The following is a 25,408-nucleotide window of genomic DNA, read 5'->3' as shown; positions in this document are numbered from 1 at the left end:
TTCAGTTTAGGAAATGGAAAGGAGCATTGAACGTATTATCGAACATAAATTATCCGACGTCGAGAAGAAACTCGAAATCCTGATCAATCATAAAGAAAAATTAAACTGGTCGATCTCAGAGCTCCAACGTGAAAACGCAGAGCTCAAAGCGGCCAATACAGTACTCAAGGAAGAAGCGAAAGAAATCAGGAAAAAATACACCTCTTTAGAAAAAGACTTTAATAAGTCTAAAAGTTTCGCTAAACTTGTCACTAGTAAACTGACACCAACAGGCGCAATTGCCGAACTGAAAGAATCAGTTGAAAGATATATCCAGGAGATCGATAAGTGCATCGAATTGCTTGAAGATACCTTATGAAAAAAAATAGCATACCTAATCCAGACGTTTCTGTCTTTATAAAACTGCTGGACAGAGGTTTCAAACTGAGCGTTCCGGCGGATCAGGAGAAATTTTACAGGGATGGGTATGAGGTGTTCATGCAGCGCGTGCAACAGCATAAATTAAAAGGAAAAGTATACGGAGACATAGAAGCCATTGCATTGACTTCTATCGAATGCCTGGTGGCATTACAACGGAACCAGGAACAAATGGATGACCTGGTACAGGCTTTTAAAAGCAGAGTGGAAAAACTGGACGAAACCATCGCCAGCGCTATTGAAAGCTGATCCCTATACCTGACCTTTGATTTTACAGTATCTGCAAAAATAATCTTTCAATTTCTTCCATTCTCGGCATTTCAACGCGAGTGTAGTCGGTTAAAACCAACTATATATAACCATTATTGAAATGTCAAATTCTTTGTTCTTCATCGTCATCCTGTCCGATATCATTGCCGTAGGGGTGGGTATTTTCGCAGGTAAGTACATTTTTCAGCGATCTTTTGACGCAAAAGAAAAAGAGGCCCAGGAACGTGCAGCTGAAATTCTCCGGAATGCCGAGGTAGCAGCCGAAAACATCAAAAAAGACCGCATTCTCGAAGCAAAAGAAAAGTACCTCCGTTTGAAAACGGAATTCGAAGAAGACGCCAACAAGAAACGCGGCATCCTGCAAAGCAATGAGCAGAAACTCAAACAACGGGAACAAACCCTCAATCAGAGCCTTGAACAAACCAAACGTAAGGAAAACGAGCTCGACAATCTTAAAAATAACCTGACTCAACAGCTGGACTCGGCCACTAAACGCCGCGAAGAAGCAGAAAAAGCTTTGCAGCAACAAGTTACCCAGCTTGAAAAAATAGCCAACCTTACTGCCGACCAGGCGCGCGACCAGCTCGTAGATGCATTGAAGGCGGAAGCGGAAACACGCGCGGGATCCTACATCAAAAGCGCGATGGAAGAAGCCCGGCTCACAGCCACCAAGGAGGCCAAAAAGATCGTCATTGAAACCATCCAGCGCACTGCCGCTGAACATGCGATCGAAAACTGTGTTTCGGTTTTCAATATCGAAAATGATGACATCAAGGGAAAAATCATCGGACGTGAAGGCCGAAATATCCGCGCATTGGAAGCAGCCACCGGTGTGGAAATCATCGTGGACGACACACCCGAAGCCATTGTAATCTCCGGTTTCGACCCTGTAAGAAGGGAAATTGCCAGGTTATCCCTCCACCGCCTTGTGCAGGACGGCCGTATTCACCCTGCCCGCATTGAGGAAGTGGTTGCCAAGACACGTAAAAACATCGATGACGAGATCGTAGAGATTGGAGAAAGGACTGTGATAGACATGGGTATTCACGGGCTGCATCCCGAGCTGGTGAAAATGATCGGACGCATGCGATTCCGGTCTTCATATGGACAAAACCTGCTGCAGCACTCTCGCGAAGTGGCCAAGTTGTGCGCTACGATGGCTTCCGAGCTTGGCCTGAACACCAAACTGGCTAAACGTGCCGGATTGCTCCACGATATCGGCAAGGTATGGCCTGAAGAATCGGATCTGCCACACGCGATCCTGGGTATGGAGCTTGCTAAGAAATACAAAGAGAATCCGGAAGTATGCAATGCCATCGGTGCTCACCACGATGAGATCGAGATGACCAGTATCCTGTCGCCGATCATCCAGGTTTGTGACGCCATTTCCGGTTCACGTCCGGGCGCCCGCCGTGAAATGATGGAATCTTACATTCAGCGTCTACGCGACCTCGAAAACCTTGCATTATCCTTTGATGGTGTCGAGAAATGTTACGCGATACAAGCTGGCCGTGAACTACGCGTGATCATCGATGCCGACAATGTATCCGACGAAAAAGCAGGTTTACTGTCGTTTGATATCTCGCAAAAAATTGAAAAAGAAATGCAGTACCCCGGGCAAATCAAGATCACTGTGATCCGCGAAATGCGGTCGGTGGCTTACGCGCGTTAACCCAGCATTAGATACATGAATTACTCAAAGCTTACAAGCCCGGAACTATTGGGCATCCGAACGCTCGGAGAACTAAAAAAAGCAGGTTATCAGTCGCGTTCTATCAAGCAGGAGCTGAGAGATAATCTGATTGAAAAAATCAGGAACAAGGAAAATGTCTTCCCCGGAATCTGGGGTTATGAGGAAACGGTCATTCCCGATGTGGAAAGAGCTATACTTTCCATGCACAACATTAACTTTCTCGGCTTGCGCGGGCAGGCCAAGACGCGCATCGCCCGCATGATGGTGAATCTGCTCGATGAGTACATTCCCTACATCAAAAGCTCGGAGCTGCACGACGATCCGTTGGCTCCTCTGTCAAGATACGCCAAAGACGTTGTCGAACAGCAGGGTGATGCCACCGAAATAGCCTGGCTACATCGCGATGAACGATATACCGAAAAACTGGCCACACCGGACGTTTCCGTCGCTGACCTGATCGGCGATGTCGACCCTATCAAGGCGGCTACCCTTAAATTACCTTACTCCGACGAGCGTGTTATCCATTTCGGATTGATCCCCCGCTCCCATCGTGGTATTTTTGTTATCAACGAGTTGCCCGATTTACAGGCACGTATCCAGGTGGCATTGTTCAATATCTTGCAGGAAGGTGATATTCAGATTCGTGGATTCAAATTGCGTCTGCCGCTGGATATCCAGTTTGTGTTCACAGCCAACCCGGAAGATTATACCAACCGTGGAAGCATTGTGACGCCGCTCAAAGACCGGATCGAAAGCCAGATCGTAACGCACTATCCCAAAACTATCGAGACTGGCAAACGCATTACCGAGCAGGAAGCTGTTGTTAAAGACGGGCAAAAATCATTGGTTAAAGTTAACGAGCTGATCAAAACGCTGATCGAACAGGTGGCTTTTGAAGCCCGTGAAAGCGAATATGTGGACAGCAAAAGCGGTGTTTCGGCACGCTTGACGATTTCAGCCTATGAGAGCCTTTTAAGCACCGCTGAGCGCCGCGCACTGATCAACGGCGAAACATCCACCTACGTGCGTATCTCCGACCTTTACGGCGTAGTTTCAGCCATTTGCGGCAAAGTAGAGCTGGTATACGAAGGCGAAGTTGAAGGACCGGTTATCGTGGCGCAGAATCTGATCGGCAAAGCGATCCGGACCCAGTTTCTGAACTTCTTCCCGGATCCCGAAAAAAGCAAAAAGAGCAAGATCAATCCTTACGCAAAAGTGGTGGAATGGTTTGGGGCAGGCAATGAAATGGAAATGCCGGCCGATATGACAGATCGTGAGTATATAGCCCGTCTGAAAACCATCGACGGACTGGATGATTTCGTAGATATGCTAAGCGCTTACGGGGACGCTGACGAAAAGCTGTTTATGATGGAATTTGCATTGCATGGCATGGCCGAGTTCTCTCTGGTCGGCAAGCAAAGCCTCGACCAGGGTATGAAATTCCAGGATCTGGTCAGTAGCATGTTCTCTGGACCCGGTGAAGATGATTATGACTTCGACGAGGACGATGATGACCGGAAACCTTTCTGAGCAATCAGATCCCATAAAAAATGCCCTGTTTCTAGCAGGGCATTTTTTATGAGTATTCCTATTTATAGCGGAGCGCCGTCATCTACTACGTTGGGCTCACTGGTGTCTATCAGCGAATCGGGATCGGTATTCACCTGACCACGGATCTTACCTTCCAACTCGTCCATCAGTTCCGGATTGTCTTTAATCAAAGCTTTTACCGCATCGCGGCCCTGTCCAAGGCGATTACCTTCATAGCTGAACCAAGAACCTGATTTCTTGACGATATCCAGCTCAACCGCCAGGTCGATAATTTCGCCAACTTTGGATATTCCCTCTCCATACATGATATCGAATTCCACCACTTTGAACGGAGGAGCGACTTTGTTCTTCACTACTTTCACGCGGGTACGGTTACCCAGGATCGCGTCGGCGCTTTCCTTGATCTGCCCCACCCGACGGATGTCCAGACGCACAGAAGCGTAATATTTCAATGCATTACCACCGGTTGTTGTTTCAGGATTACCGAACATCACACCGATCTTCTCGCGGAGCTGGTTGATGAAGATACAGCAGCAGCCCGTTTTGTTGATCACACCAGTCAGTTTCCGTAGTGCCTGCGACATCAGACGTGCCTGCAATCCCATTTTACTGTCCCCCATTTCCCCTTCCAGCTCAGCGCGTGGCACCAATGCGGCAACCGAGTCGATCACAATAATGTCAACTGCACCGCTGCTGATCAGATGTTCGGCAATTTCAAGTGCCTGCTCTCCGTTGTCGGGCTGTGAAATCAGCAGATTACTGGTATCGATACCCAGTTTTTCAGCGTAAGAGCGGTCAAATGCGTGCTCTGCGTCAATAAATGCAGCCAGCCCACCCTTCTTTTGTGCTTCTGCAATACAATGCATGGACAGCGTCGTTTTACCCGAAGATTCCGGTCCGTAGATCTCCACGACCCGGCCTCGTGGTACCCCCCCCACTCCCAGTGCAAGGTCAAGACCCAGAGAACCGGTTGAAATGACAGGTATGTCCAGTACTTTGGTGTCACTCAGACGCATCACAGTACCTTTACCGTAAGCCTTATCCAGCTTTTCAAGCGTGGTCTGCAACGCTTTTAGTTTGTTGTCTTTATCAGTGGTTGGTTGTGCCATGAAATGGTAACATAAATTTAGTTTGTACATAAAAAAGCGGCCTTTGTTTTACAAAAACCGCTCGGCAATGGGTCTTCATTGTTTTGTAAAAATATCTAATTCTCATCAAAAGCACAACCCGCTTTTTGCTTAAAAACTTATTTTTTCCCGATTTTTTAGCATTTTACACCGTCTGGCCGGAACGAACCTGAAACCCGATAATCAAGCAGCATCTCTGAGTTATCAAACGGTGCGGAAGCCGTGATTTTCAATGCCCGAAAAGCCTGCCGATTGCCTATTTTTGTTGCAGGATTGCTTTCCCATGGAAAGGATCTGCTATCGCCAAACATTGAAATTGTGATTAAAAAAATATTGCTTGCCCTGTTGGCTGTCCTTTTGATCCTGGGGGTCTGTTACAGAGAGGTTCTTACATATGGTTACTTACAGGCCAGAGGGCAAATCGGAATGCTCATGCAGGTTAAAGATGTGGACGACGTGCTGCTCGACCCCACTTTTCCCGATTCATTGAAAGCGCGGATCAACCTCATCCGGGAGATCAAAAAGTTCGGAGTCGATTCGCTGGGGCTAAGCCCGTCGGATAATTATACTACGTTCTATGATCAACACGACAAACCGCTCATCTGGTTGATTACAGCCTCCGAACGGTACAAAGTAGCCCCCTACCAATGGCATTTCCCGATTGTCGGCACATTTCCCTACAAAGGCTACTTCGATTCAACGCGGGCGGCAGGGGAAGAAAGGATGCTCATTAACAAGGGATTGGACACCGATATAGGTGACGTTTCGGCATGGTCCACCCTGGGTTATTTCAAAGACCCTATCCTTTCCAGCATGCTAAAAAGAAGAGATGGCAGCCTGGCCAACCTCATCCTGCATGAACTGACACATGGTACGCTTTTTGTGAAAAATAATCTCGAACTCAATGAGAATCTGGCAAGTTTTGTCGGTGATCAGGGTGCAATCCGCTTTTTAAAGTATAAATATGGTCGTGACTCCGAACAGTTGCGTATATATGAATATTCAAAACGATACAACGATGCCTATTCTCAACATATGCTTAGGGGTGCGGGGCGCCTTGATAGTCTTTATAAGACATTCGGCAACCATCCCGCTCCCACGCCTCAGAGGGATTCTCTGAAAATGAGGATGATCCGGGATATACTGAACAATACGGACACACTTCTTTCCGGCAAGCGCACGTTAACAAACAAAAACCGCTGGCCTGACGGAAAACTTCCCAACAATGCTTATTTTATCAGTTATCTGACCTATAAGTCAAAACAAAGTACTTTCAGGCAGGAATTTGAGCAAAAGTTTGGCGGGGATCTGAAGAAATATCTAGCCGATTTAAAAGGAAAATACCCTTCCTTGTAACTACGTGATGAGCATGAAAAGATCTTACATTTTACTATTAGCCATTTCGACATTAGCATTTTTACTTTCTTTCCGCCAGTTTGACGAAAATGCGGAGGGGGGGCGCATTGTCCACAACAAGAGCTTCGGGACCGGAGAGCGGGTAGAGTATCGCGTGCACTATGGTTTCATCAATGCAGCCGAGGCAAAAGTTGAGGTGGGCAGAGCCGTTTCCATGGTCAACAACAGGCCTTGTTACCGGGTGAACGTGACCGGTAAAACCGTCGGTGCATTCGACCTGATTTCGCGGGTACGTGACACCTGGCGGTCCTACATCGATACAACCGCCATCCTTCCCCATATGTTCGAGCGGCAGATCCAGGAAAATAAATACCGTAAAGAAGAAACGGTATTTTTCAATCATACCAAAGATCAGGCGATCTCGAATGTAAAGGATGAAAGCAAAACCTACAATGTTCCCAATAATATCCACGACATCATCAGCGGCTATTTTTTTCTGAGGACCATCAATTTTGACAAGATCAACGAAGGTGAAATCATCGAAGTTCCTACATTTTTTGACGGAGAAGTTTACAAACTGCGTATCCGCTATGTGGGTAAGGATGTGATCAAGACTAAGTTTGGCAAGAGCAAAGTGCTCAGACTATCCCCGCAAATCCCTTCGAACAAATTTTTCAAGGGTGAAGAGCCCATGAACCTCTGGGTTTCAGACGACTCCAATAAAATTCCTTTAAAAGCCGAGGTTGATCTTAAAATCGGATCATTGGAAATGGACCTGAAATCCTACAAGGGACTGCGCAAAGACATTGCATGGTTTTGATCCCGGCATCGGGTTCTGTACTGCTGGATTTGACGTAACGGGAAGCAGAGCCGGTTTTTGGTGAACCTGATAAAGGGAATTTCTCGACTGCCGAAGCTTTGATAGAACCTTGCAATGGAAACGATCTCCGGGCTTTCAAAGTCGATGATCAGCGGTTGTTCGGCATGCAGCCGGATGTACTGATCCAGCATCCATGTACGCGCATTTCCCGCCCTGCCGACCTGATCGGATGCATTGAAAATATAAATTACCCTCCCGGAATGACGGATCAGCAGAATCCCGGCATGGATATGTTCCTTTTGTTTGGCATAGATCAATTCCGTAAATCCCATAGTTTGCATTTTGTAGAAGAGGCTCTCAAGTGTCCCGTAAGCGCCACTATGGACACCTCCCGCCATGCCAGGAGCATGATGTTGTTTGAATAATCCGATCAGTGGCTCTATATCCCCGCTCCTTTCGATTTGCCAGTCGTACCTCAGGCTACGTTTCAGATTACTGCGCCGATCCCGGGAGTATTGGCTCAGTATGCGCGGATAACATTTATCCAGGCGCAGCCAATGCGTCGTGCTCACCTGAACGCGGATCTCCGGAAACAGAATTTCCATTTCCTGCAATTGACAGTAATTCTCCGGGTTGAAATAGTAGGAAGAAATGTAGCGAAAATGGAATGACAGTGAGCTGACAAATGCCCTTATTTCCGCATTGGATAACTCGTTCAGGGAAAAAATACCCAGGTACTGGCAAAAAAACGGTTGGTAAACTGCGCGAATGCCAGCTTTCATTTTAACAGGCAGTGGCATGACGATCGAAAAACCGGTAGCTGAGGGCCAGACGAGCGCCTTCCAGGATCGGCAAACGATGTCGAGATAATCGGTATGTGCGTAAATGACAGATTGTCGCGACCTACGGATCAGATCGTTCCAAAGTTCGTTGTCGATTTGGGCGCGGTTTAGCAGGATAGGCTGCATGGGCAGGTAAAGTTCGGTTCTACTTTACCTTATACGCTCATTTCTATTTAAAGTAACTGCGGAGTTTCTGCAAAGTCTCTTCTACATCTGGGGTTTCGTCCATCAACAGATTGATACTCTGGATAGAATGGATCACGGTGCTGTGATCGCGGCCACCGAAATGGTAACCGATCGATTTGAGAGGCAGGTCGGTGTATTCTTTGGCCAGATACATCGCCAGCTGGCGTGGGTAAACGACTTCTTTCTTGCGGCTTTTACTTTTCAGATCAGCAATCGATACCTGAAAATAATCAGCTATGATCTCCTGAATCGTATCGATCGTCACCTCTTTATCTTCGTTCATAACGATGTTGCGCAGCGTGTTTTTCGCCAGTTCAACATCAATATCCCGGCGCGTCAGCGACGCCTGCGCCATGAGCGAAACAATAACTCCTTCCAGCTCCCTAACGTTGGAGTTTACACTATGCGCAATGTACTCGATCACATCATAGTCGATGGAAATACCTTCCGACTGGATCTTTTTCTGGATAATGGCAATACGGGTTTCAAAGTCAGGTGCCTGCAAGTCGGCCGTCAAGCCCCATTTGAAACGCGACAACAGACGATCCTGCAATCCCTGCAGCTCACGCGGCGGACGGTCACTGGTCATGATGATCTGCTTGCCCAGCTGGTGGAGATGGTTGAAGATATGGAAGAATGTATCCTGCGTCTTTTCTTTCCCTGATAAAAACTGTACGTCATCAATAGCCAGCACATCTACTTTCATATAGAAATCCGTGAATTCCTGTAAAGTATTGTTCCGGATGGAGTTGATGAACTGGTTTGTAAACTTTTCAGATGAAACGTAAAGTACCAGCTTATTCTCAAAGTGGTTGGTGATGTAGTTACCAATTGCTTGTACGAGGTGGGTTTTACCCAGTCCCACACCCCCATACATCATCAGCGGGTTAAAAGACGTAAGTCCCGGCCGTTGCGCCACCGCAAACCCGGCCGAGCGCGCCAGCCTGTTACAATCCCCCTCGATGAAATTGTCAAAAGAATAATTGGGGTTCAGATATGTGTCCAGCGTCAGCGAATCCTGGTCTTTTTCCTTCACAATCGTCCCCATACGCGGGTCCGTCGCGAAATTATCCGGCCTGGAATAGTTTGGTGATTTCTGGGTGGAAACATTCATCGTCAGCGGCTGGTGCTTCTCATTTCCGGTATCGACGATAATGGAATACTCCAACAGGCCGTCGCGTCCGATGGCATAATCCAGCGCCTTTCTCAGTAAATTAACATAGTTGTCTTCCAGCCATTCATAGAAAAACTGGCTGGGGACCTGAATCGTAAGCACTTTACCATAAAGCTTTAAGGGACGTATGGGTTCAAACCACGTCTTAAAACTCTGATCCGGAATGTGCTGCTGAATGATCCTCAGGCAGGCATCCCAAACCTGGTCCACCTCTCTATTTGTGCTGATTCTTTCCAATGTATAATTTACCAAACTCTGAGTATCGTAGTTCAAAAGGACGGCAAAGATATAAAAATACCTGATCTCTCCAGACTAATCGAACATTCAATTTAGCAGCTGTCGGGTGTATCTGCAAGCCCGAAAATAAAAACAGCAGCGTAATCGTGTCCAGAAGGTTACAGGAGGCGTTTTGAAATTTCTGTCCCCTGTTTTGCGTACTAAAATTTGTAGTTTTGCTTCCAGGCACAGTGCTTCGATCCACATTACAATACCTGTCAAATGTCAGCAAACCTGTTTTCGGAATTCAGCTCATCGGATAAGGCAACCTGGGAGACACTTGTAAAAAAGGAAGTAAAGGGACGTACACAGGCACTGGATCAATGGAAAATCGCCACTGATCTCTCTATCAGCCCCTATATGACCGACCCGGAAATCGATTGGGAAAAGGTCGGAGCGATACAAATTGTACAAAAGAAAGAACCTGGCTGGCTGAATATGCCACTCGTGGCTGTAACAACTCCTGCCGCCACCAATGCAGCAATCCGTTCTTCCCTGCAATGCGGAGCCGACGGCATTCTGCTCGATTTCTCTGAAAGCAATCCCGATCGGTACGACCTTGCGCATATTTTACAAGGTATCGACTTGAGTGCCACGCCCGTTTTTTTCAGGACGGGCCATCACCCCGGACGTTTGTTCGATCAAATAGCACGCTTCGGAGGACATTACCTGAAAGGCGGGATTGCATTTGACCCCATCACAAAGCATGATGAAACAAATGATCCCCTCCCGGAAATCGCGGCGCTGATCAAGCGCACCAAAAATATGCGGGAGTTCCGGCCGTTGATGATTGCACCACCTGTTTCCGATCAGGAATGCGATCCCGTCTCGAATCTGACGGCTATAATCACGTCTTTTTCCAGGGCTGTTGATCTACTGATCGAAAATGGCGTGTCGCCGTTGCTGGCATTCAACCGGACGTTTTTCTCGGTTCGGGTAAGCACTCAATACCTGACCGAAATTGCAAAACTCCGGGCGCTTCGTTACCTGTTACACCAAATCGCGCGGAAACACGGGTTACCGGCTACGCTTTACAGCCCGTTTATTCATGTCCAAACGCTGCTGCACGAACCGGTAGGGCAAACGGATTTCATGAATCTGGTCAGAACCACATCGGAGGCGATGGCCGCGGTTACCGGAGGTTGTGACGCGCTCACCGTTTTACCATATGATGCTTCGCAAAACAATGCATTTGCCAACCGTCTGGCGTCGAACATTTCGTCTATTCTGAGACATGAAAGCTATCTGGCTAATGTCGCGGACCCTGCTGGCGGAGCGTATTTGCTGGAAACAATGGCTCTTCAACTGGCCGAAAAGGTCTGGGAGAACTTCGCAAGACAATATCCAAAACCTGCTTCTACTAATGAGCCGATCGCATCAGGCCTGATAGCAAATTCGACGCAACAGCCCGTTAAGACTTTCACCCAAACTGCGGAAGGGGTCATATTAAAGCCTGTTTTCACAAAAGCCGATCTGGGAGACTCCGCTCATCCTGCTTTTGGCGCTGGCGAACCCCCATTTCTGCGCGGGCCTTATGCAAGCATGTACATCGAGCGCCCGTGGACGATACGGCAATATGCCGGTTTTTCCACTGCTTCTGAATCCAATGCATTTTACCGCAGGAACCTAGCAGCAGGTCAGAAAGGGCTGTCTGTAGCATTCGACCTGGCGACGCATCGCGGCTACGATTCAGATCATCCGCGCGTAAAGGGGGACGTAGGTAAAGCTGGTGTCGCCATCGACTCCGTGGAAGACATGAAAACCCTCTTCGAGCAGATACCGCTGGATGAAATGTCGGTATCGATGACGATGAATGGTGCTGTGATCCCCGTTATGGCCTTTTTTATCGTCGCAGCGGAAGAACAGGGTGTCCGGCCGGACCAACTTACCGGAACTATTCAGAACGACATTCTGAAAGAGTTTATGGTCCGCAATACCTATATCTACCCGCCCACCCCATCCATGCGGATCGTGGGTGACATTTTCGCTTACGCTTCCCATTTCATGCCCCGTTTCAATTCGATCAGCATCAGCGGCTACCACATGCATGAAGCGGGCGCGCCGGCACACATCGAACTGGCCTACACCCTGGCCGACGGACTCGAGTATATCCGCACCGGACTCGCCGCCGGCATTCCTATCGATGATTTTGCACCCAGGCTTTCATTTTTCTGGGGAATAGGCATGAATCATTTTATGGAAATTGCCAAAATGAGGGCCGCCCGGATGTTATGGGCCAAGATCGTGAAACAGTTTGGGCCGCAGAATGAAAAATCGCTGATACTGCGAACGCATTGCCAAACCAGCGGTTACAGCCTCACTCAACAGGATCCGTTCAACAACGTTGCCAGAACCACAATTGAAGCCATGGCAGCCGTTATGGGGCACACTCAATCTCTGCACACTAACTCATTGGATGAAGCCATTGCCTTGCCAACCGATTTTTCTGCCGGCATTGCCAGAGACACACAGATATTTATCCAGCGGGAAACAGACCTCTGCAAAGCCGTGGATCCATGGGGTGGTTCTTATTACGTGGAGTACCTGACCAAAGAGCTCTCCGAAAAAGCATGGCGACTCATCGAGGAAGTGGAAGGACTGGGCGGTATGACTAACGCTATCGAAACCGGCCTTCCCAAAATGCGGATCGAGGAAGCAGCAGCCCGCAAGCAGGCGCGAATCGATGCAGGCAAGGAGGTGATCGTAGGTGTAAACCGATTTGTTACCAACGACGATCAACCCTTTGAAATTCTTCAAATAGACAATGCAGCCGTACGCGAGGCTCAGATAGCAGGGTTACAGGCCGTCAGAAAAAATAGAAATGCATCGGCAGTGACCGAGGCCCTTGACCGTCTGGCCGGTGCATGCAGTAAACCAGGAGGTAAAGATATGGAGACCAACCTCTTGCACCTTGCCGTGGCTGCGGCCCGTAAAAGAGCTACATTAGGAGAAATTTCAGACGCAATGGAAAAGGAATTCGGCCGGTATCAGTCTGCCATTCGCACCGTTTCCGGGGTATACCAGTCAGAGGCTTCGGAAAATGAAAGCTTTCTATCTGCACGCCGGATGTCCGACGAATTTGCGGCGGCCGAAGGCCGTCGCCCCAGGATCATGGTGGCAAAAATGGGCCAGGACGGTCATGATCGCGGTGCAAAAGTGATCGCAACCAGTTTTGCAGACCTGGGTTTTGATGTCGACATCGCACCGCTTTTTCAGACACCGCAGGAAGTCGCCAAACAGGCCGTCGAAAATGATGTGCACGTTGTCGGGGCGTCGAGTTTGGCTGCCGGCCACAAAACGCTTGTCCCTGAATTGATCCAAGAGCTGAAAAACCTGGGCCGACCTGACATTATGGTGATAGTCGGTGGTGTGATCCCTGCGCAGGATTATTCATTTCTGTACGAAGCCGGCGTAAAAGGTATATTCGGGCCGGGAACCGTGATTTCCGTGGCAGCACAGGAAATTCTGACCAAACTGATGGAAGAAAATTAGTTGATATTCGCAAAAACGAGTGAAGTGCAGTTTCCACCGAATCCAAAGGAATTGGAAAGCACATAGCTGAGCGGATAGTTACCCCGCCATGCCGAAACAGGAGCAGAATCTGACCCTCCGATCGGCTCCTGCACGCTCAGGCTGGGAAAAAGTTCGGAATGGGCGATCGCTAAAATACTGTAAATTGCCTCAACCGCACCCGCCGCCCCCAATGTGTGTCCTGTCATTGATTTTGTAGAACTGTATGGTGGAATGGTTCCGAATAGCTCCGCCAGCCCGTAAAACTCTACCTGATCGTTATTCTGGGTTCCTGTTCCGTGCGCATTCACATAGCCGATTTCCCTGCGGTCTATCCCCGCTATTTGCATCGCCTCCCGCATACAGCGGATGGCCCCGGTGGCTTCATCAGACATGGCTGAGGGGTGATGTGCGTCGTTCGCATTGCCAAAGCCTGCTATCTCTGCATACGCTTTCTTATTACGGGTCAGTTCTTCCGCCTCAAGCACCAGGTAAGCCGCGCCCTCACCCAGGTTCAGTCCGTCACGGCTGACGTCAAAGGGCTTACAGGCAGTATCCGAAAGTATCTTTAATGCATTGAAACCGTTGACAGTATATTTTGCCAGGCTGTCGACGCCACCAACGATCGCTCTCTTGACCCTTCCGGAGCGAATCAGTCTTGCACCCAACATAATCGCATTCGCCGAAGAGGAGCAGGCAGTATTGATGGTGTCCGTAAAACCTTTAATCCGGTACCGGTTCACGAGTTTCAATGTGTGTGCCGAGCAGCCGTAGGATTCGAGGTATTCTGAGCCTTCCGATTTGTGGTTGGCGTCTTCGTAAAGCTGGTCGGTGAGGCACATACCACCGACGGTACTGGCAGATATCAATGCGGTATCCAGCGAAGAAAGCTGGCCTCGCGTTAATGCAGCATCGGCAATGGCTTCTGTGAAGGCCTTGTCGGCAAGCAGGCAGGTACGTGTGTAGCCGGTGGCGGTTTCGAGTTGCTGCGACTTTTTCAATTCGCCGTTGCTCAGTTTCACCTCTCCAAACGGCAGTTGCGAAGCGTACAACGATTCGAAAAAAGCCACGTTCCCGATCCCTGAACGCCCGCTTCGCAAGCTCTCATGATTTTCCGCCACATTATTACCAATGGCGGAAATCATACCCATGCCTGTCACCAACACCCTTCCCATTTATGAATCAAGCTGCTTTTGTGTGCGCGAGAATATACTCGGCCATGTGGTTCACATCCACCAGTATCTTTCTGCCCTCGGCCGGATTGTTGATTTTAATACCATATTCTCTTTCCAGAAGTACCACCAGTTCGAGTGAGTCGATTGAGTCCAGTCCCAGCTCGCCGCCAAAGAGGGGCTCGTCATCTTTAATGTCCTGCGGATTGATATCCAGTAAATTCAGGTATTGTACAATTTGCCCTTTCAGAATGGGCTTCAGGCTTTCTATGTCCATGTCGATTTGTTAGTCACTTTCAAGGTAATAGTCCGGCCTTTTCGGTGCAAGGCAGGATACATCAGCTAGTTCAGGTAGTTACGAACATCAAACTTAAATAATTCTTTCCAACCGTAACTTAAAATATGTGCCAAGTTGGCAAAAGAGGATAAAAATGCCCAGAAACAAAAACACCTTCCTTAACTCCTGCCAGCTGCCCTCTTTAAGAAACAACATGTAAAATCCTTCCAGACACCAGTGCAAGGGTGAAAAATTACTGGCAAACTGCATAAAACCCGGCATCACAAACGTAGGTACGAGTATTCCCCCGATAGCCCCGAAAATAATAATGGATATGGCTCCGAAACCATTAGCCTGCTGCTCTGTTCTGGCAAATGCGCCGATCATCAGAGCATAACTCACTGCCGCCATACTGCTGATAAAAATCACCGCAAAAAGCGCAATCAGGTTGTCCGGAACACTCAGGCGCGGGAGCCCCAGCCCGGGCAGTATCCAGATTCCCATTGAGAACGTCAATGCCACCTGCAATACTGCAACTACCACATAAATCGCCATTTTACTGAACATCACCAGCATAAATGTGGTCGGCATTGTTTTCAACCGGAGAAAGCTTCCACTCACACGCTCCTTGACGATATTGCTGCCCAGCGACACGACCATAAAGAACATGGCGAAAATGGTCCAGGCCGGCACATTGTGCTGGGTCGAATTAGGTATCGAAGTCGAATTGTTGTTCCGGGCAACGATCTGATCGATCGCTACACGGTTCGATATCATTTTCTGCTTGAGTTTTTCGGATTTGTCCGCCAGATCCATGTTTGCATACATCCGGTCGATCATCAGTGAGTTTTCAATCACACTCATGTAGGACTGGATCACGCTCATGACCGAGTAACTGTAATTCTCCTGCAACACAGGATCATTGTAAAAAGAGAGTCTCGGCATTGAGACTTTTTCCCCGGCCCCCTCTCGATGGTCCAGCCCCAGGTCATCCATGAGAATGCCGCTCACGTCTTCCGCATTGCTTTCCAGCCCCGCCGAGAAGCTGCCAGGAATGTATAATGCGATCATTTTTCCCCTGGACAGTAGTTCCGATCGCAGCGACTGCTGCTGAATGTCATTCTGAGAATCTATTTTGAAAAGGCCCGACTTTTCCAGCAATCCTACCAGTTTCTTTCCCTCCCCACCCTGATCGTGGTTCACGACGAGCAACGGTATTTGGTTCTCGTTGACCATCTTGTACGCGCTATCCTGGATGATGGTGATGATGAACACCAGCAACAACGGCATCACGAACATCAAAGCAAGCCCGACCTTGTCGTTGATTAGCAGGAGCAATTCTTTGCGTAATGATGAATATAATTTAAACATAAACTTAGTCGCGATACGCCTCGCCGGTCAGGTTGATGAACAATGACTGCAGGCTGTCGACAGCGTGTACTGCCTTCAGCTCATTGAGTCCACCCGCTACAATGACCTTGCCATGATCGATCAGCGCAATGCTTTTACAAAACTCCTCCGCTTCCGACATATGATGCGAAGTATAGATTATCGTTGTTCCAGCCTCATTTAGCTGTTGCAGGTAGCGGATAATGGCATTCCGACTCTGCACGTCGACTCCTACCGTGGGCTCGTCGAGGAAAAGGATTTCAGGTTCGTGGATGATGCCGATGGCCAGGTTGACACGCCTTTTCATGCCGCCTGAAAACGTACCTACCTTTTTGTCTCCTGCCTTGTCCAGGCCCAGCACTTTCAGCAGATGTTCCCGCCTTTCCTCCAATGCCTTTCTGGACAGATTATACATCGCCCCGAAATAATCGAGGTTCTGGCGCGCGGTCAGCTCCTGGTAGAATGCATATTCCTGGGGAACAAAACCAACTCTGCTTTTTCTTTCTGCTTCCGAATAGGGAATCCCATTAAAAAAAAAACGGACCTGCCCGGAGGAAACGGGAATGATGCCGCAAAGAATGGAGATCAGTGTAGTTTTCCCGGCGCCGTTAGGGCCCAGCAAACCAAAAACCTCCGATTGAAGAATGTTCAGGGAAACACTGGAAAGACTATCCTCTTGCGCGGATTTATACCGTTTAAAAACATCCCTGATTTCAATACATACCTTACCCGTCATATCAAATCCCTGCTTACTTACCCAGTTTCATGCGGGACAACTTTTGGAATGCTTCTTTTTCAACCAGCCGGATATCCAGCAGCATATCGGCAATCTCCTCAAAATCTTTCTGTTCGGTTAGACGGCCTTTGTAAACTCCGGCCATTTTAATGGCACCGGCCCGCCACATATCCCCGGCTTTGGTAAAATTTTCCGAAATATTGGACAAACGGTCGTCCTGCATATAACCTGCGGCCTCTTCCAGGAAAGCCCCGTAAAGGAAGCGAAAACCGCCGCCGCCTGTGCCGATCTCTTCCTGCATGCGGACGATCTGGCCCAGATACAGGCTGGCTTTCCGCAGCCCCAGTTTATCTCTCCATTTGCGGATATGGTTTGAAGTATGGCGAATGCCATCCACGCCCGCAAAATTGCCGGGTATATGCAGCATATCGCGTACATTCCGGCTGATTCCCTTCACTATACCCTTCCGGATCATATCGTCCGTAATGGGTTTAACGCTTTCGGGAAAATAGATATGCCCTTTGGGGGCCAGCGGCCCTTGAGCAAAGCGAACACGTGAAAGCTCCTCTCTCGAAAGCGAAGTCACGTCTTCCATAACCGGATCGCTGACCAGGTAACGGCCCTCTTCTTCGCCGAAAACGATCAGGTTGTGCGCGTTGAAATGGAACCGATATTCTTTGGGAAAGTAAGTGAGGTGAAAAACACCCACCTGGCAGCCTACCGGCACGCCTTCCTTTACTTTCTGATCCAGGTATGCTTCCGCCGAAGCCGGATTCGAGAATTTCTTGCGGGTTACTTCCACGCCCAGCGATTTGCAGGTCCTTTTGAAAATCGCGCCCGGCATCGTCCGGAAGGAGATCGCAGGGCCATTATTAACCGTCAGGAAAGGTATTTGAATGTAAAAAAGGCCGGAACCCATCCCGAAAGCCAGCGGCTCGGTCATAAAGTCCAGGCCGTGGTAACGCAGCAATGCGGTGGTCACCCCGTTTTCGCAATGCGCGGTCTGAACATGGTGAAACTCATCCGTTTGACTATCAATATTCACTGGATCAACCTTTAAAATTTTTCAACTCGCTCACGGTAATGTCGAAAGCCCTGGCATATTTTTCCAGTTTTTTTTCGCTAAGATCTTTAAAAACGGATGGTTTGAAATGTCTTTTAATAAAAAAGGGAAAGATTCCCGTGTAGCCCGACAACACTGCCAAATCCATCAGGCGAAGTTCCATAAAATAATATACAGGGCTTTTTTCACCATTGGCTACCGCCTTTCTGGCCTCTTCCACCCGCTCGTTGACCTCCTCCCAGGCGCTATCCAGTGCCTGTTTTTTGACATCCCAGCCTTTGCTCAAAGCCGTTTCGTACTTGCCGTCATCATTCTTGACGTAGCATACTTCCCGGGTAAATTTGGCAAGGGCTCCCGGGTCCTGGGGAAGATCTTCCTTTTTCATGAATATGGGCAGCTTTTGAAGTTGTTCAATGCCGGCACATCGGGCTTACGCCCCGATCAGCAGACGGTTAGCAAGCAGAACATGTACGAAAAGCGCGAGCTTTCGGGTACTGCGAGCAATATTTTTTCACCCTTTTTCAACGCTTTGCTGTTGAATACCTCTTCGAGCATCATATAAATGGAAGCAGCACCCACGTTGCCTTTCGTCACCAGGTTGGTATACCACTTTTCTTTCGGTATCGGCATTCCATTCTCTTTGAAAAATTCGTCAATCTTACTTTCAAAGAAATAGCTGGAAAGGTGCGGCAGGAAATAGCTCACATCTTCCATCGTCACTCCTTTCTTGACAAGAATATCTTTCAGCTTGGCAAAACCCAATTTAACAATTTTTTCACCTAAAAGCTTCACGTCCTGTTTGATACTGAACACCGACTGATCCTGGATCGCCTCGGCGGTAAACTCCTTGTAGCTTTTCAGCGATCCGTCTTCCAGCTTATCGGCTCCCATGTACATACAAGCCTCTACCTCGTTGGCATAAGAGCAACCCTCGATCCAGTCAATTTTCAACGAGATCCCTTCCACATTAGGCTGCGACTCAACCAGAAATGCACCCGCCCCGTCCGAAAGCATCCAACGCAGGAAGTCCTTCTCAAAAGCCAAATAGGGGTTTTTTTCGAGTTTGACCAACTGCTGCACTTCGTCTTCAAACTGGTCGGCACGCAGTACCGGTGATAGCCGTTCCGAAGCACAGGCAACCGCCTTTTGTTTCTCTCCCAGTTTCACGGCCATATAGGCGTATTTGAATGCATGCATACCTGCGCAACATACACCCGAGGGCGAAACCACTTCAATGGAGCCGGCTTCCGGCAGATTGCCATGTACCATCGAACCATGTGAAGGCATCAGCTGATCGGGGCTGGAAGTGGCACAACTCAGCAGGTCCATCTGGCTGATTTCCTCCGGATTACCCTGAAATAAATTCCTGATCGCCAGAGCGGCCATCTCCGCATTGGTATGCGTGTATGTTCCGTCTTTACGCAACGCGTAGTATCTGTTTTTGATACCATTGTTACGCAGCACAATGGCTTTTGATTTCGAAGGTTTTCCGTTGATGTATCCTAAATATTCTTCCATTTCCTCATTGGAAACGGATTCATTCGGTAAAAACTTGGCAATCCTTGTAATATATGCTTCTGACATTATCATTTGGTTTCTACACCACAAAAGTATTCTTTTTTCTTCTTAATCGCATTGGTCGCAAAGGGTGCGATCAGTACCCGGTATGCTGTGACCAGCACTGGCGCTACCATAAAAAGTGCTACCAGCAGGTAATATTTAAAAAATCCGACAAGCCGTTTTCGCTTGGCAGGCGTCGTCCCCTTCGTCTTGATAAGATTGGCCCAGATCCGGAAAAGTTTCTTGGCCCGCCCCTCGATAAAAAGGATGTCGGTTGGTATTGCAATGAGGCCTGTGGCCATGATCTCTTTTTGTAAACCGGTATAATCGCGGCTCTCAAAAGATTTTTTTACAATCCCCCCGAATCGTGCTGCATTATGGATGTCTTCGTCGCTCACGCCGGGCTTGGGGAAAACGCCCCATTTGCGGTCTTTACGGCCGGTGAGCATCCAATGCAGGATGGTCACGGCACTAATGAGGTTTGAAACGCGGTCCATCAGCGGAATATTGCCTACCAGCCTGCCGCCTGCATCGGCGATCAGTTTTTTGATGCTTTCCTGCGAATTGAGCCACATATTTCTCCCTCCGATTACGGTGACGATCGGCGTCTCCCTAGCCCTGGCTTTGAAGCCTGGACTCTTGAGCAGCGAGGTAATGGGCAGGGACGGCGACAGGAACCAAGGCTGGTACCCGAGCACGATCAGGTCGTATCGTTCTGCGCCAAAATGCAACGGTTGCAGCTCGATCGGATCTTCCTGTACGCATTCGGGCATCTTATCAAAAAACTCGTCACTGGTCCACGGAAATGGGAATGGGCTTGCCGGAAAAATTTCCAGCCGCTCTACTGTTTCAGGTTCGAACGGTTGCAGGAACTGATCGATAATTTCATTTAGCTGACCTGATTGAGAGTAGTTTACGACTAGTATATTTTTCATTTATCGGCAATCCCGTTAATGCATTTCCCTATTTCAGATCCGCTTCCTTTAACACCTTCGAATCCTTCGCGTAATCGACGATTACCGTTTTCAAATCGGCATCCAGCTTGTCGAAGCCCGAAACCACCGCCTGTTTATCGGCATCTATTTCCTTGTTGTATTTCAAAATCCCCGGCGCGTGTTCCTGCACCGTGAGGCGCAGGAAACGGAATTCGGTATTACCGGGGTTGCTCTTGATTTCGTCTTCGAGTAGGTGGGCACCCTTTTTGAACGTCTTGACTTTCCCGCCTACCCCTTTCACAAAACCTGCCTTTTTCATGGTCAGCGCGCCTTTGTAGGCATTCACCTTCGGCGAGCCCTTTTCATTTTCGAGCTTGGCAAGCACCTTGTCAATCGATTCCTCTTCTCCGCTTGACAACGCCTTGTAATATGCTCCTTTATCGAGCTGTGCATTGGCCTTTATTACCACTACAAACAAACAAGCGATGCAAACCACCAAAAACCGCTTCATAACAATGCATATTTACGTATTCGGAATAAAAAAGGATCAGGCATTATGCCTTTTTCCTGCATTCCAGGATCGTGTGGTAGCTATCACCGATCAACGGGTAAGTCTGCACTACTTCAAACCCGGCCTGTGAAACCAGTTCTTTCATCACCTCGATCCTGTACATTTTGCTATTGCCGTTGGCCATAATTGTAAAATACAAAGAGGTTGCCACCAGGCTGTAATGCGCAGCAGGATAATTCTGGTTATCAAAAAATGGTTCCAGGATAAACAAGGTCGTGTTTTCGGAGGCAGCCTGAAAGGCATTTTCCAGGATCTGCACGATCTGTTCTTTTGAAAAACAATCTAGGAATTGGCTCATCCAGATCACATCGGCCCCCTGAGGGATTTTCTGGGTTGTGTCCAGCAAGTCTATCGCGTGGAAATCAATGCGATCGAGCAAGCCACGTTCGGTTGCATTGGCTTTGGCTACATTGAGCTGAACCGGCAGGTCGAGTATTTTAATCCTCACATCCGGGTCATGATCGCAGCAGGCGAACGACCATTTGCCGGTGTTGCCACCTATATCGAAGATCAGTTTTGGCTTTTTGGCGAACACGATTTTCAGCGCGTCGGGAAATGCATTGTCGGAATAATAATGGTCGAACTCGAACCAGGATGTTTTCGCCGGCTCCGGCAGGATCGATAGTCCTTCATAGATCGTGGGCCAGTCGCCTAGTTCTTTAAGACCTTCCGGTTTACCATTCACAATACTGTCGGTCATGTGTTTGGCGCCCAGGTAGCAGACGTCCTGCATGAAATTCATGTTGACGCGGGTCATTTCGTCCTTCAACAAAAAGAAACCTACTTTGCTGATCCTGACGATGTCGTTCTCGATCTCCACCACGCCCAGGATTTCCGCCGCTTCCAGCAACAGGGTCACGCCGTATTCCGAGACATTCACATTTTCGATAATACGGGCCATGCTGACTCCCTTACGGTTTTCGCTGATGTACTGCAAAATGCCCAGGTCCCTGAGCGCTACCACCGACTGGAAGTACATCGGGCCAAACGCTATCTTTTGTGCTTCATATTTGGCTTCAATAGCCGACAATTCTTTTTTCATTGTACGCTTTTATTGTTCCCTGTTTGTTCGGAAGAGGGTATCATCCGGTCTTTGTATCTCTTTTTGTATTTCGCTTTTTTCAGATCTTCTTCATGCCAAACGATATACTTGCCCATCGTGCCGCGGAAGCGTTTGAAAAAACCCTCCTTGTCCGACAGTTTGACAAAACCTTCCTTCACCAAGGCATTGCTATGATCGGCCTTGGGCTCATACACGTTCAAAGTTTTCACCGTGTCGATGACCGTGGGCAAAAGTCCGATCGGCAGCTCAAATTTCTTGATAAACTTCCGCATATAGCTGGTCTGAACAGGATCGGTGGCAAGTGCAATCTTGGAAAAGCCGAGGTCTTTCGCAAGCCGGTACGAATAATATACGTTTTCGGTGCTGTGCTCAGCTTTTTCCTCGGTAAAGAGATGCTCACGCGGAATTCCCAGCGCCTCCGCGTAATTGGCCATTACCCGGCTTTCGATGTAGGGTGTAGCCACAGCACCACCCGAGAAAATGACGTTTTTGGTGTAGCCTTTGGAATAAAGGTAATAAGCCCAGTGGATGCGGAGCTGATGCACCATGTCCCATTTTTCGCCATTGTATGGGAAACCAGGCACAATCACAGCATCATAGGGTGCTTCTTTGGCACCTTTCGTGAAAGCTTTGGCAGCCGAACGGTAGAGCATTTTACCGCAACTGGTAAAGAGCAGACAAACAAACAGCAGGAAAAACGTGTTGGCAAAACGCACAGTAAAGGGTTAGCGGTTTTAAACAGTAAGCTGTGAAACGTTCACCAGACTCAGGCAAACAGATCACAGCTTACAAAAGAATGATATGGTATCGGTAACGAATCTGAGCTTTAAAAATAAACAATTCTATTTACTTTTTAAGCCTTGAATGATTTGCTCCACTTTTTAAAGAGGCTTTTGTCAATCTCCTGGTTGATCTTGTACACGCCTCCGGCCCAATAGTTACGGAAACCGAAGCCACCTGCCTTGCCCTCCACTTTTTCGGTATGCAGAACCTTTTTGGTGGCCAGATCGATAAACGTCACCCAGACGATGAGCTTCTCGGAGGTCTTGTTCAGGCTTTCGACCACGTACACAAGGCCAATGCCATCTTTTTCGCTCAATGAATACTTTGCCACCGCTTTTTTAACCTGATCTTCCGTGAGGGCCGACTCGTCATCCGTGATATTTTTTTCCACATTCACTGATTTGTTGTGCTTCACCATGTCCTCCACCTTCGATTTATATTGATCGTCTTTCAGGGCGAAAGCTTTTTGAAGCGAAAATTTCTTTGGTTCGAGCTCGATCAGATTATTCCAGCTTACGATATGCTGGTTCTGGATCGCCATAGGGTCGGTAAAACCTATTTTACCAATGTATTTGGCTTGCGTAAAATCAAGTCCGAGAAAAACCAGCTTGCTTTTTCCTGAGAAAAGATCAGCCATCGTGTTGTCTGCCGTAGCAACGGTAGCAGAAGCGGCATTAAACAAAACAAACGCAATCAGTAGTAACTTTTTCATAACACGGAGTATTTAGGAACGTTGGTTATTTTAGTTTCTTATCCAGGAACGCTGCCAGCGATTTACCTGCCTTGGCATAGGATTCCGCAATGCGGACGCCCGTATCGAAGTCGAAACCACCAAACTGACCGCCCGGTACGTTTCTCATCCCAATTTCAGCAACTTTCTTCGATTTGTTTGCAGACTCGACCAGATCGATCTCATAGTCCACGTATGCATTTTTGCGCATCACCCCTACGTTGAAGCCCGGTTCCACGAACTTCGTACGGACAATCAGCGTGTATTGTGCATCGGGACGTGACTGAACGGCAGTCAGCCCTTTTTCTTCCATTCCTTTGTTAAACAGCTCTTCGAACTTGGGCTCATAACGGTTTTTACGATCCGCAACCCATGTTTTGGCCCAGGTATCGCCTTTGCCCGCCTCTTTGGAATTGTACTCAGCAGTTTTCTTATCGATATATTCCTGCTCGGTGGCGAACTTTCCAACTCCGAAGCCGGAATAATCGTACTCAACGTTCACGGTTTTCTGTCCTGAAAGTACGGCTACATCGCCTGATCTAAGGTCGATACGTTGCGCGACTGCTGTGTCCGCGGCCAGGAACGTAATGGCCATTACAGATGCGTAAATGAACTTTTTCATGATAGTAGTTTTATTTTTATGGTAATAGAGGGGTCAAATATATATCAATTTTTCAGGTTTGCGTTTCTCCTGTTTGTAGATCCGGAAAGTTAGTTCTTCAGCGGTTACGAAAGTCAATGCCGGAGATACGCGAAGCCTGGATTTGAACAACGAATGCATCATATCCTTGAATACGGTGGTCTGCAACTGCATCGGCAGCACGATGGTGATCTCGTCATTGCCAAACTCGTTTTTTGATACGACAACCTGGTACAATTCGATTTCCTTAACTGCATCGAGCACATCAAAAAGCGCCGGCGGGAAGATAGTCGTTCCCTTGAACTTGATCATCTGCTGCTTGCGGCCAACGACAGGTCCCAGGCGCGGGCTGGTCCGCCCACATGCACAGGGCTGATGGTACACGTGACAAAGATCTCCGGTCTTGTAGCGCAATAAAGGCATTCCCTCAACGCCCAGCGTCGTGACTACCACTTCCCCCATTTCTCCGTCCGGAACCGCATTACCGTCCTCGTCTACCACTTCCAGAATAAGCAGGTCCGGGTTCAGGTGGCCGCCTTTTCCCTCACCGCATTCCGTAAACGCAGCGCCCATTTCGGTGGAAGCGTAGGTAGAGTACAGCTTCACATCCCATTGAGAAGTAATGCGTTTACCGAGCTCATTGAGCGAAAAATCCGGATTACGGATCGGTTCTCCGATACAAATAACGGACTGAATGCTCGACGACCGGAAATCAATATCGTTCGCAATTGCATAGTCGATCAGCCGTGGAATAAACGAGGGAATAGCGATTATGACTGTCGGCGAAAACCGCTGAATCGACTCCCATTGCAGGAATGGTGCCCCCGGGCCCACGCGGATCATCCCCGCGCCCATTTTGCGTGCGCCCATCCAATAGGCCAGTCCGGCCATAAAACGGCGATCGATCGTGGTCATCAGCTGGTAAATATCGTTTTCCGAGCCGCCCGCGCAACGAAACGATTCGGATTCATTGGTCGCCAACCTTTCAACGTCCAAGTCGGTAAGGTAGAACGCCACCGGATCGCTGAGCGTGCCTGAGGTGGTCACAAAATCGGTAATGCGGCTTTTGGGCACGCAAAGGAAATCGTCGTTGTATTGTGCCAGATCGTCCTTGGTGGTAAACGGCAACTGCGACAGATCGGCCAATGATCTGATCGAATCCAGATTGATATTCTGCTCGCGGAAAATGCGCTTATAGTAGGCGGAATAGTTGGAAACGTGCAACAAAAGCTGCTGCAACGCGGGCTGCTGTGTTTCAGGACTCATG

General features: G+C 48.5%; 24 protein-coding genes and 1 pseudogene. 8 read left to right on the top strand and 17 right to left on the bottom strand.

Going from position 1 to position 25,408, the window contains the following annotated elements; genetic code table 11:
- Positions 1 to 13: 13 nt before the first annotated feature.
- From BP71_RS24615 to BP71_RS24600, 4 genes are all read left to right on the top strand, one after another.
- Positions 14 to 358, top strand: a complete 345-nt coding sequence (locus BP71_RS24615; protein WP_496384194.1) for a hypothetical protein — start codon at positions 14 to 16, stop codon at positions 356 to 358.
- Positions 355 to 666, top strand: coding sequence for a cell division protein ZapA (gene zapA, locus BP71_RS24610; protein WP_295930150.1), 312 nt, complete (start codon positions 355 to 357; stop codon positions 664 to 666). Before BP71_RS24615 ends, zapA begins: the two co-directional genes overlap by 4 nt.
- 121 nt (positions 667 to 787) lie before the next feature.
- Positions 788 to 2,359, top strand: a complete 1,572-nt coding sequence (gene rny, locus BP71_RS24605) for a ribonuclease Y (protein ID WP_496384192.1) — start codon at positions 788 to 790, stop codon at positions 2,357 to 2,359.
- Positions 2,360 to 2,374: 15 nt separating this feature from the next.
- Positions 2,375 to 3,910 (top strand): P-loop NTPase family protein, encoded by a 1,536-nt coding sequence (locus tag BP71_RS24600; RefSeq protein WP_496384190.1) that lies wholly within the window; start codon positions 2,375 to 2,377, stop codon positions 3,908 to 3,910.
- Positions 3,911 to 3,972: 62 nt separating this feature from the next.
- Here BP71_RS24600 and recA read toward each other — a convergent pair whose 3' ends face one another.
- The gene (gene recA / locus BP71_RS24595; protein WP_496384188.1) at positions 3,973 to 5,040 is read right to left on the bottom strand and encodes a recombinase RecA; all 1,068 of its coding nucleotides are present in this window, start codon (positions 5,038 to 5,040) and stop codon (positions 3,973 to 3,975) included.
- A 336-nt stretch (positions 5,041 to 5,376) separates the two neighbouring features.
- On the opposite strand from recA, the gene BP71_RS24590 reads away from it, so the two are divergent.
- Positions 5,377 to 6,414 carry an aminopeptidase gene (locus BP71_RS24590; RefSeq protein ID WP_496384186.1) on the top strand — a complete coding sequence of 346 codons (1,038 nt, stop codon included), beginning with the start codon at positions 5,377 to 5,379 and terminating at the stop codon, positions 6,412 to 6,414.
- A 13-nt stretch (positions 6,415 to 6,427) separates the two neighbouring features.
- The gene (locus BP71_RS24585) at positions 6,428 to 7,234 is read left to right on the top strand and encodes a DUF3108 domain-containing protein (RefSeq protein WP_496384184.1); all 807 of its coding nucleotides are present in this window, start codon (positions 6,428 to 6,430) and stop codon (positions 7,232 to 7,234) included.
- Here BP71_RS24585 and BP71_RS24580 read toward each other — a convergent pair.
- Complete coding sequence (locus BP71_RS24580; RefSeq protein ID WP_496384182.1) at positions 7,198 to 8,202, bottom strand: GNAT family N-acetyltransferase; 1,005 nt, start codon at positions 8,200 to 8,202, stop codon at positions 7,198 to 7,200. The genes BP71_RS24585 and BP71_RS24580 overlap by 37 nt on opposite strands.
- 43 nt (positions 8,203 to 8,245) lie before the next feature.
- Positions 8,246 to 9,673 (bottom strand): chromosomal replication initiator protein DnaA, encoded by a 1,428-nt coding sequence (gene dnaA, locus BP71_RS24575; RefSeq protein ID WP_496384180.1) that lies wholly within the window; start codon positions 9,671 to 9,673, stop codon positions 8,246 to 8,248.
- Between the two features lie 261 nt (positions 9,674 to 9,934).
- Here dnaA and BP71_RS24570 point away from each other — a divergent pair.
- Together BP71_RS24570 and scpA are read left to right on the top strand one after the other, a co-directional pair.
- Positions 9,935 to 11,035, top strand: a pseudogene (locus BP71_RS24570) (methylmalonyl-CoA mutase family protein); the annotation flags it as partial.
- Positions 11,018 to 13,204, top strand: a complete 2,187-nt coding sequence (gene scpA, locus BP71_RS24565) for a methylmalonyl-CoA mutase (protein ID WP_496384280.1) — start codon at positions 11,018 to 11,020, stop codon at positions 13,202 to 13,204. The pseudogene BP71_RS24570 and the gene scpA, both read left to right, overlap by 18 nt.
- Here the strand turns inward: scpA and BP71_RS24560 are convergent.
- The 14 genes from BP71_RS24560 to flxY all read right to left on the bottom strand — a co-directional run bounded on the left by BP71_RS24560 (position 13,201) and on the right by flxY (position 25,407).
- Complete coding sequence (locus BP71_RS24560; RefSeq protein WP_496384178.1) at positions 13,201 to 14,397, bottom strand: beta-ketoacyl-[acyl-carrier-protein] synthase family protein; 1,197 nt, start codon at positions 14,395 to 14,397, stop codon at positions 13,201 to 13,203. The genes scpA and BP71_RS24560 overlap by 4 nt on opposite strands.
- Before the next feature lie 7 nt (positions 14,398 to 14,404).
- The gene (locus BP71_RS24555; protein WP_496384176.1) at positions 14,405 to 14,671 is read right to left on the bottom strand and encodes a phosphopantetheine-binding protein; all 267 of its coding nucleotides are present in this window, start codon (positions 14,669 to 14,671) and stop codon (positions 14,405 to 14,407) included.
- 93 nt (positions 14,672 to 14,764) lie between these two features.
- Complete coding sequence (locus tag BP71_RS24550; protein ID WP_496384174.1) at positions 14,765 to 16,042, bottom strand: ABC transporter permease; 1,278 nt, start codon at positions 16,040 to 16,042, stop codon at positions 14,765 to 14,767.
- A gap of 4 nt (positions 16,043 to 16,046) precedes the next feature.
- Complete coding sequence (locus tag BP71_RS24545; protein WP_496384172.1) at positions 16,047 to 16,796, bottom strand: ABC transporter ATP-binding protein; 750 nt, start codon at positions 16,794 to 16,796, stop codon at positions 16,047 to 16,049.
- 13 nt (positions 16,797 to 16,809) lie between these two features.
- The gene (darH, locus tag BP71_RS24540; protein WP_496384170.1) at positions 16,810 to 17,841 is read right to left on the bottom strand and encodes a BtrH-related acyltransferase DarH; all 1,032 of its coding nucleotides are present in this window, start codon (positions 17,839 to 17,841) and stop codon (positions 16,810 to 16,812) included.
- A gap of 4 nt (positions 17,842 to 17,845) precedes the next feature.
- On the bottom strand, positions 17,846 to 18,244 hold the full coding sequence (gene DarG, locus BP71_RS24535) for a flexirubin biosynthesis protein DarG (RefSeq protein ID WP_496384168.1): 399 nt from the start codon (positions 18,242 to 18,244) through the stop codon (positions 17,846 to 17,848).
- Positions 18,245 to 18,300: 56 nt separating this feature from the next.
- Complete coding sequence (gene darB, locus BP71_RS24530) at positions 18,301 to 19,443, bottom strand: dialkylresorcinol biosynthesis protein DarB (protein WP_496384166.1); 1,143 nt, start codon at positions 19,441 to 19,443, stop codon at positions 18,301 to 18,303.
- A gap of 2 nt (positions 19,444 to 19,445) precedes the next feature.
- The gene (locus BP71_RS24525) at positions 19,446 to 20,354 is read right to left on the bottom strand and encodes a hypothetical protein (RefSeq protein ID WP_496384164.1); all 909 of its coding nucleotides are present in this window, start codon (positions 20,352 to 20,354) and stop codon (positions 19,446 to 19,448) included.
- Positions 20,355 to 20,382: 28 nt separating this feature from the next.
- A complete protein-coding gene (locus BP71_RS24520; protein ID WP_496384162.1) occupies positions 20,383 to 20,865 on the bottom strand; it encodes a hypothetical protein in 483 nt (160 codons plus the stop codon).
- Positions 20,866 to 20,908: 43 nt separating this feature from the next.
- A complete protein-coding gene (locus BP71_RS24515) occupies positions 20,909 to 21,967 on the bottom strand; it encodes a methyltransferase (protein ID WP_496384160.1) in 1,059 nt (352 codons plus the stop codon).
- The gene (locus BP71_RS24510; protein ID WP_496384158.1) at positions 21,964 to 22,704 is read right to left on the bottom strand and encodes a YdcF family protein; all 741 of its coding nucleotides are present in this window, start codon (positions 22,702 to 22,704) and stop codon (positions 21,964 to 21,966) included. The genes BP71_RS24515 and BP71_RS24510 overlap by 4 nt, the downstream gene beginning before the upstream one ends.
- 137 nt (positions 22,705 to 22,841) lie before the next feature.
- Positions 22,842 to 23,483 carry a hypothetical protein gene (locus BP71_RS24505; protein ID WP_496384156.1) on the bottom strand — a complete coding sequence of 214 codons (642 nt, stop codon included), beginning with the start codon at positions 23,481 to 23,483 and terminating at the stop codon, positions 22,842 to 22,844.
- Positions 23,484 to 23,508: 25 nt separating this feature from the next.
- Positions 23,509 to 24,123, bottom strand: a complete 615-nt coding sequence (locus BP71_RS24500; protein ID WP_496384154.1) for a hypothetical protein — start codon at positions 24,121 to 24,123, stop codon at positions 23,509 to 23,511.
- 33 nt (positions 24,124 to 24,156) lie between these two features.
- Entirely contained in the window at positions 24,157 to 25,407 is a 1,251-nt protein-coding gene (gene flxY, locus BP71_RS24495) for a flexirubin biosynthesis putative acyl-CoA ligase FlxY (protein ID WP_496384152.1), read from the bottom strand.
- Position 25,408 lies beyond the last annotated feature (1 nt).

The organism is Dyadobacter ginsengisoli DSM 21015 (assembly GCF_059568735.1).
The sequence above is the reverse complement of the archived record's forward strand: the minus strand, read 5'-3'. Positions and strand labels throughout refer to the sequence as shown.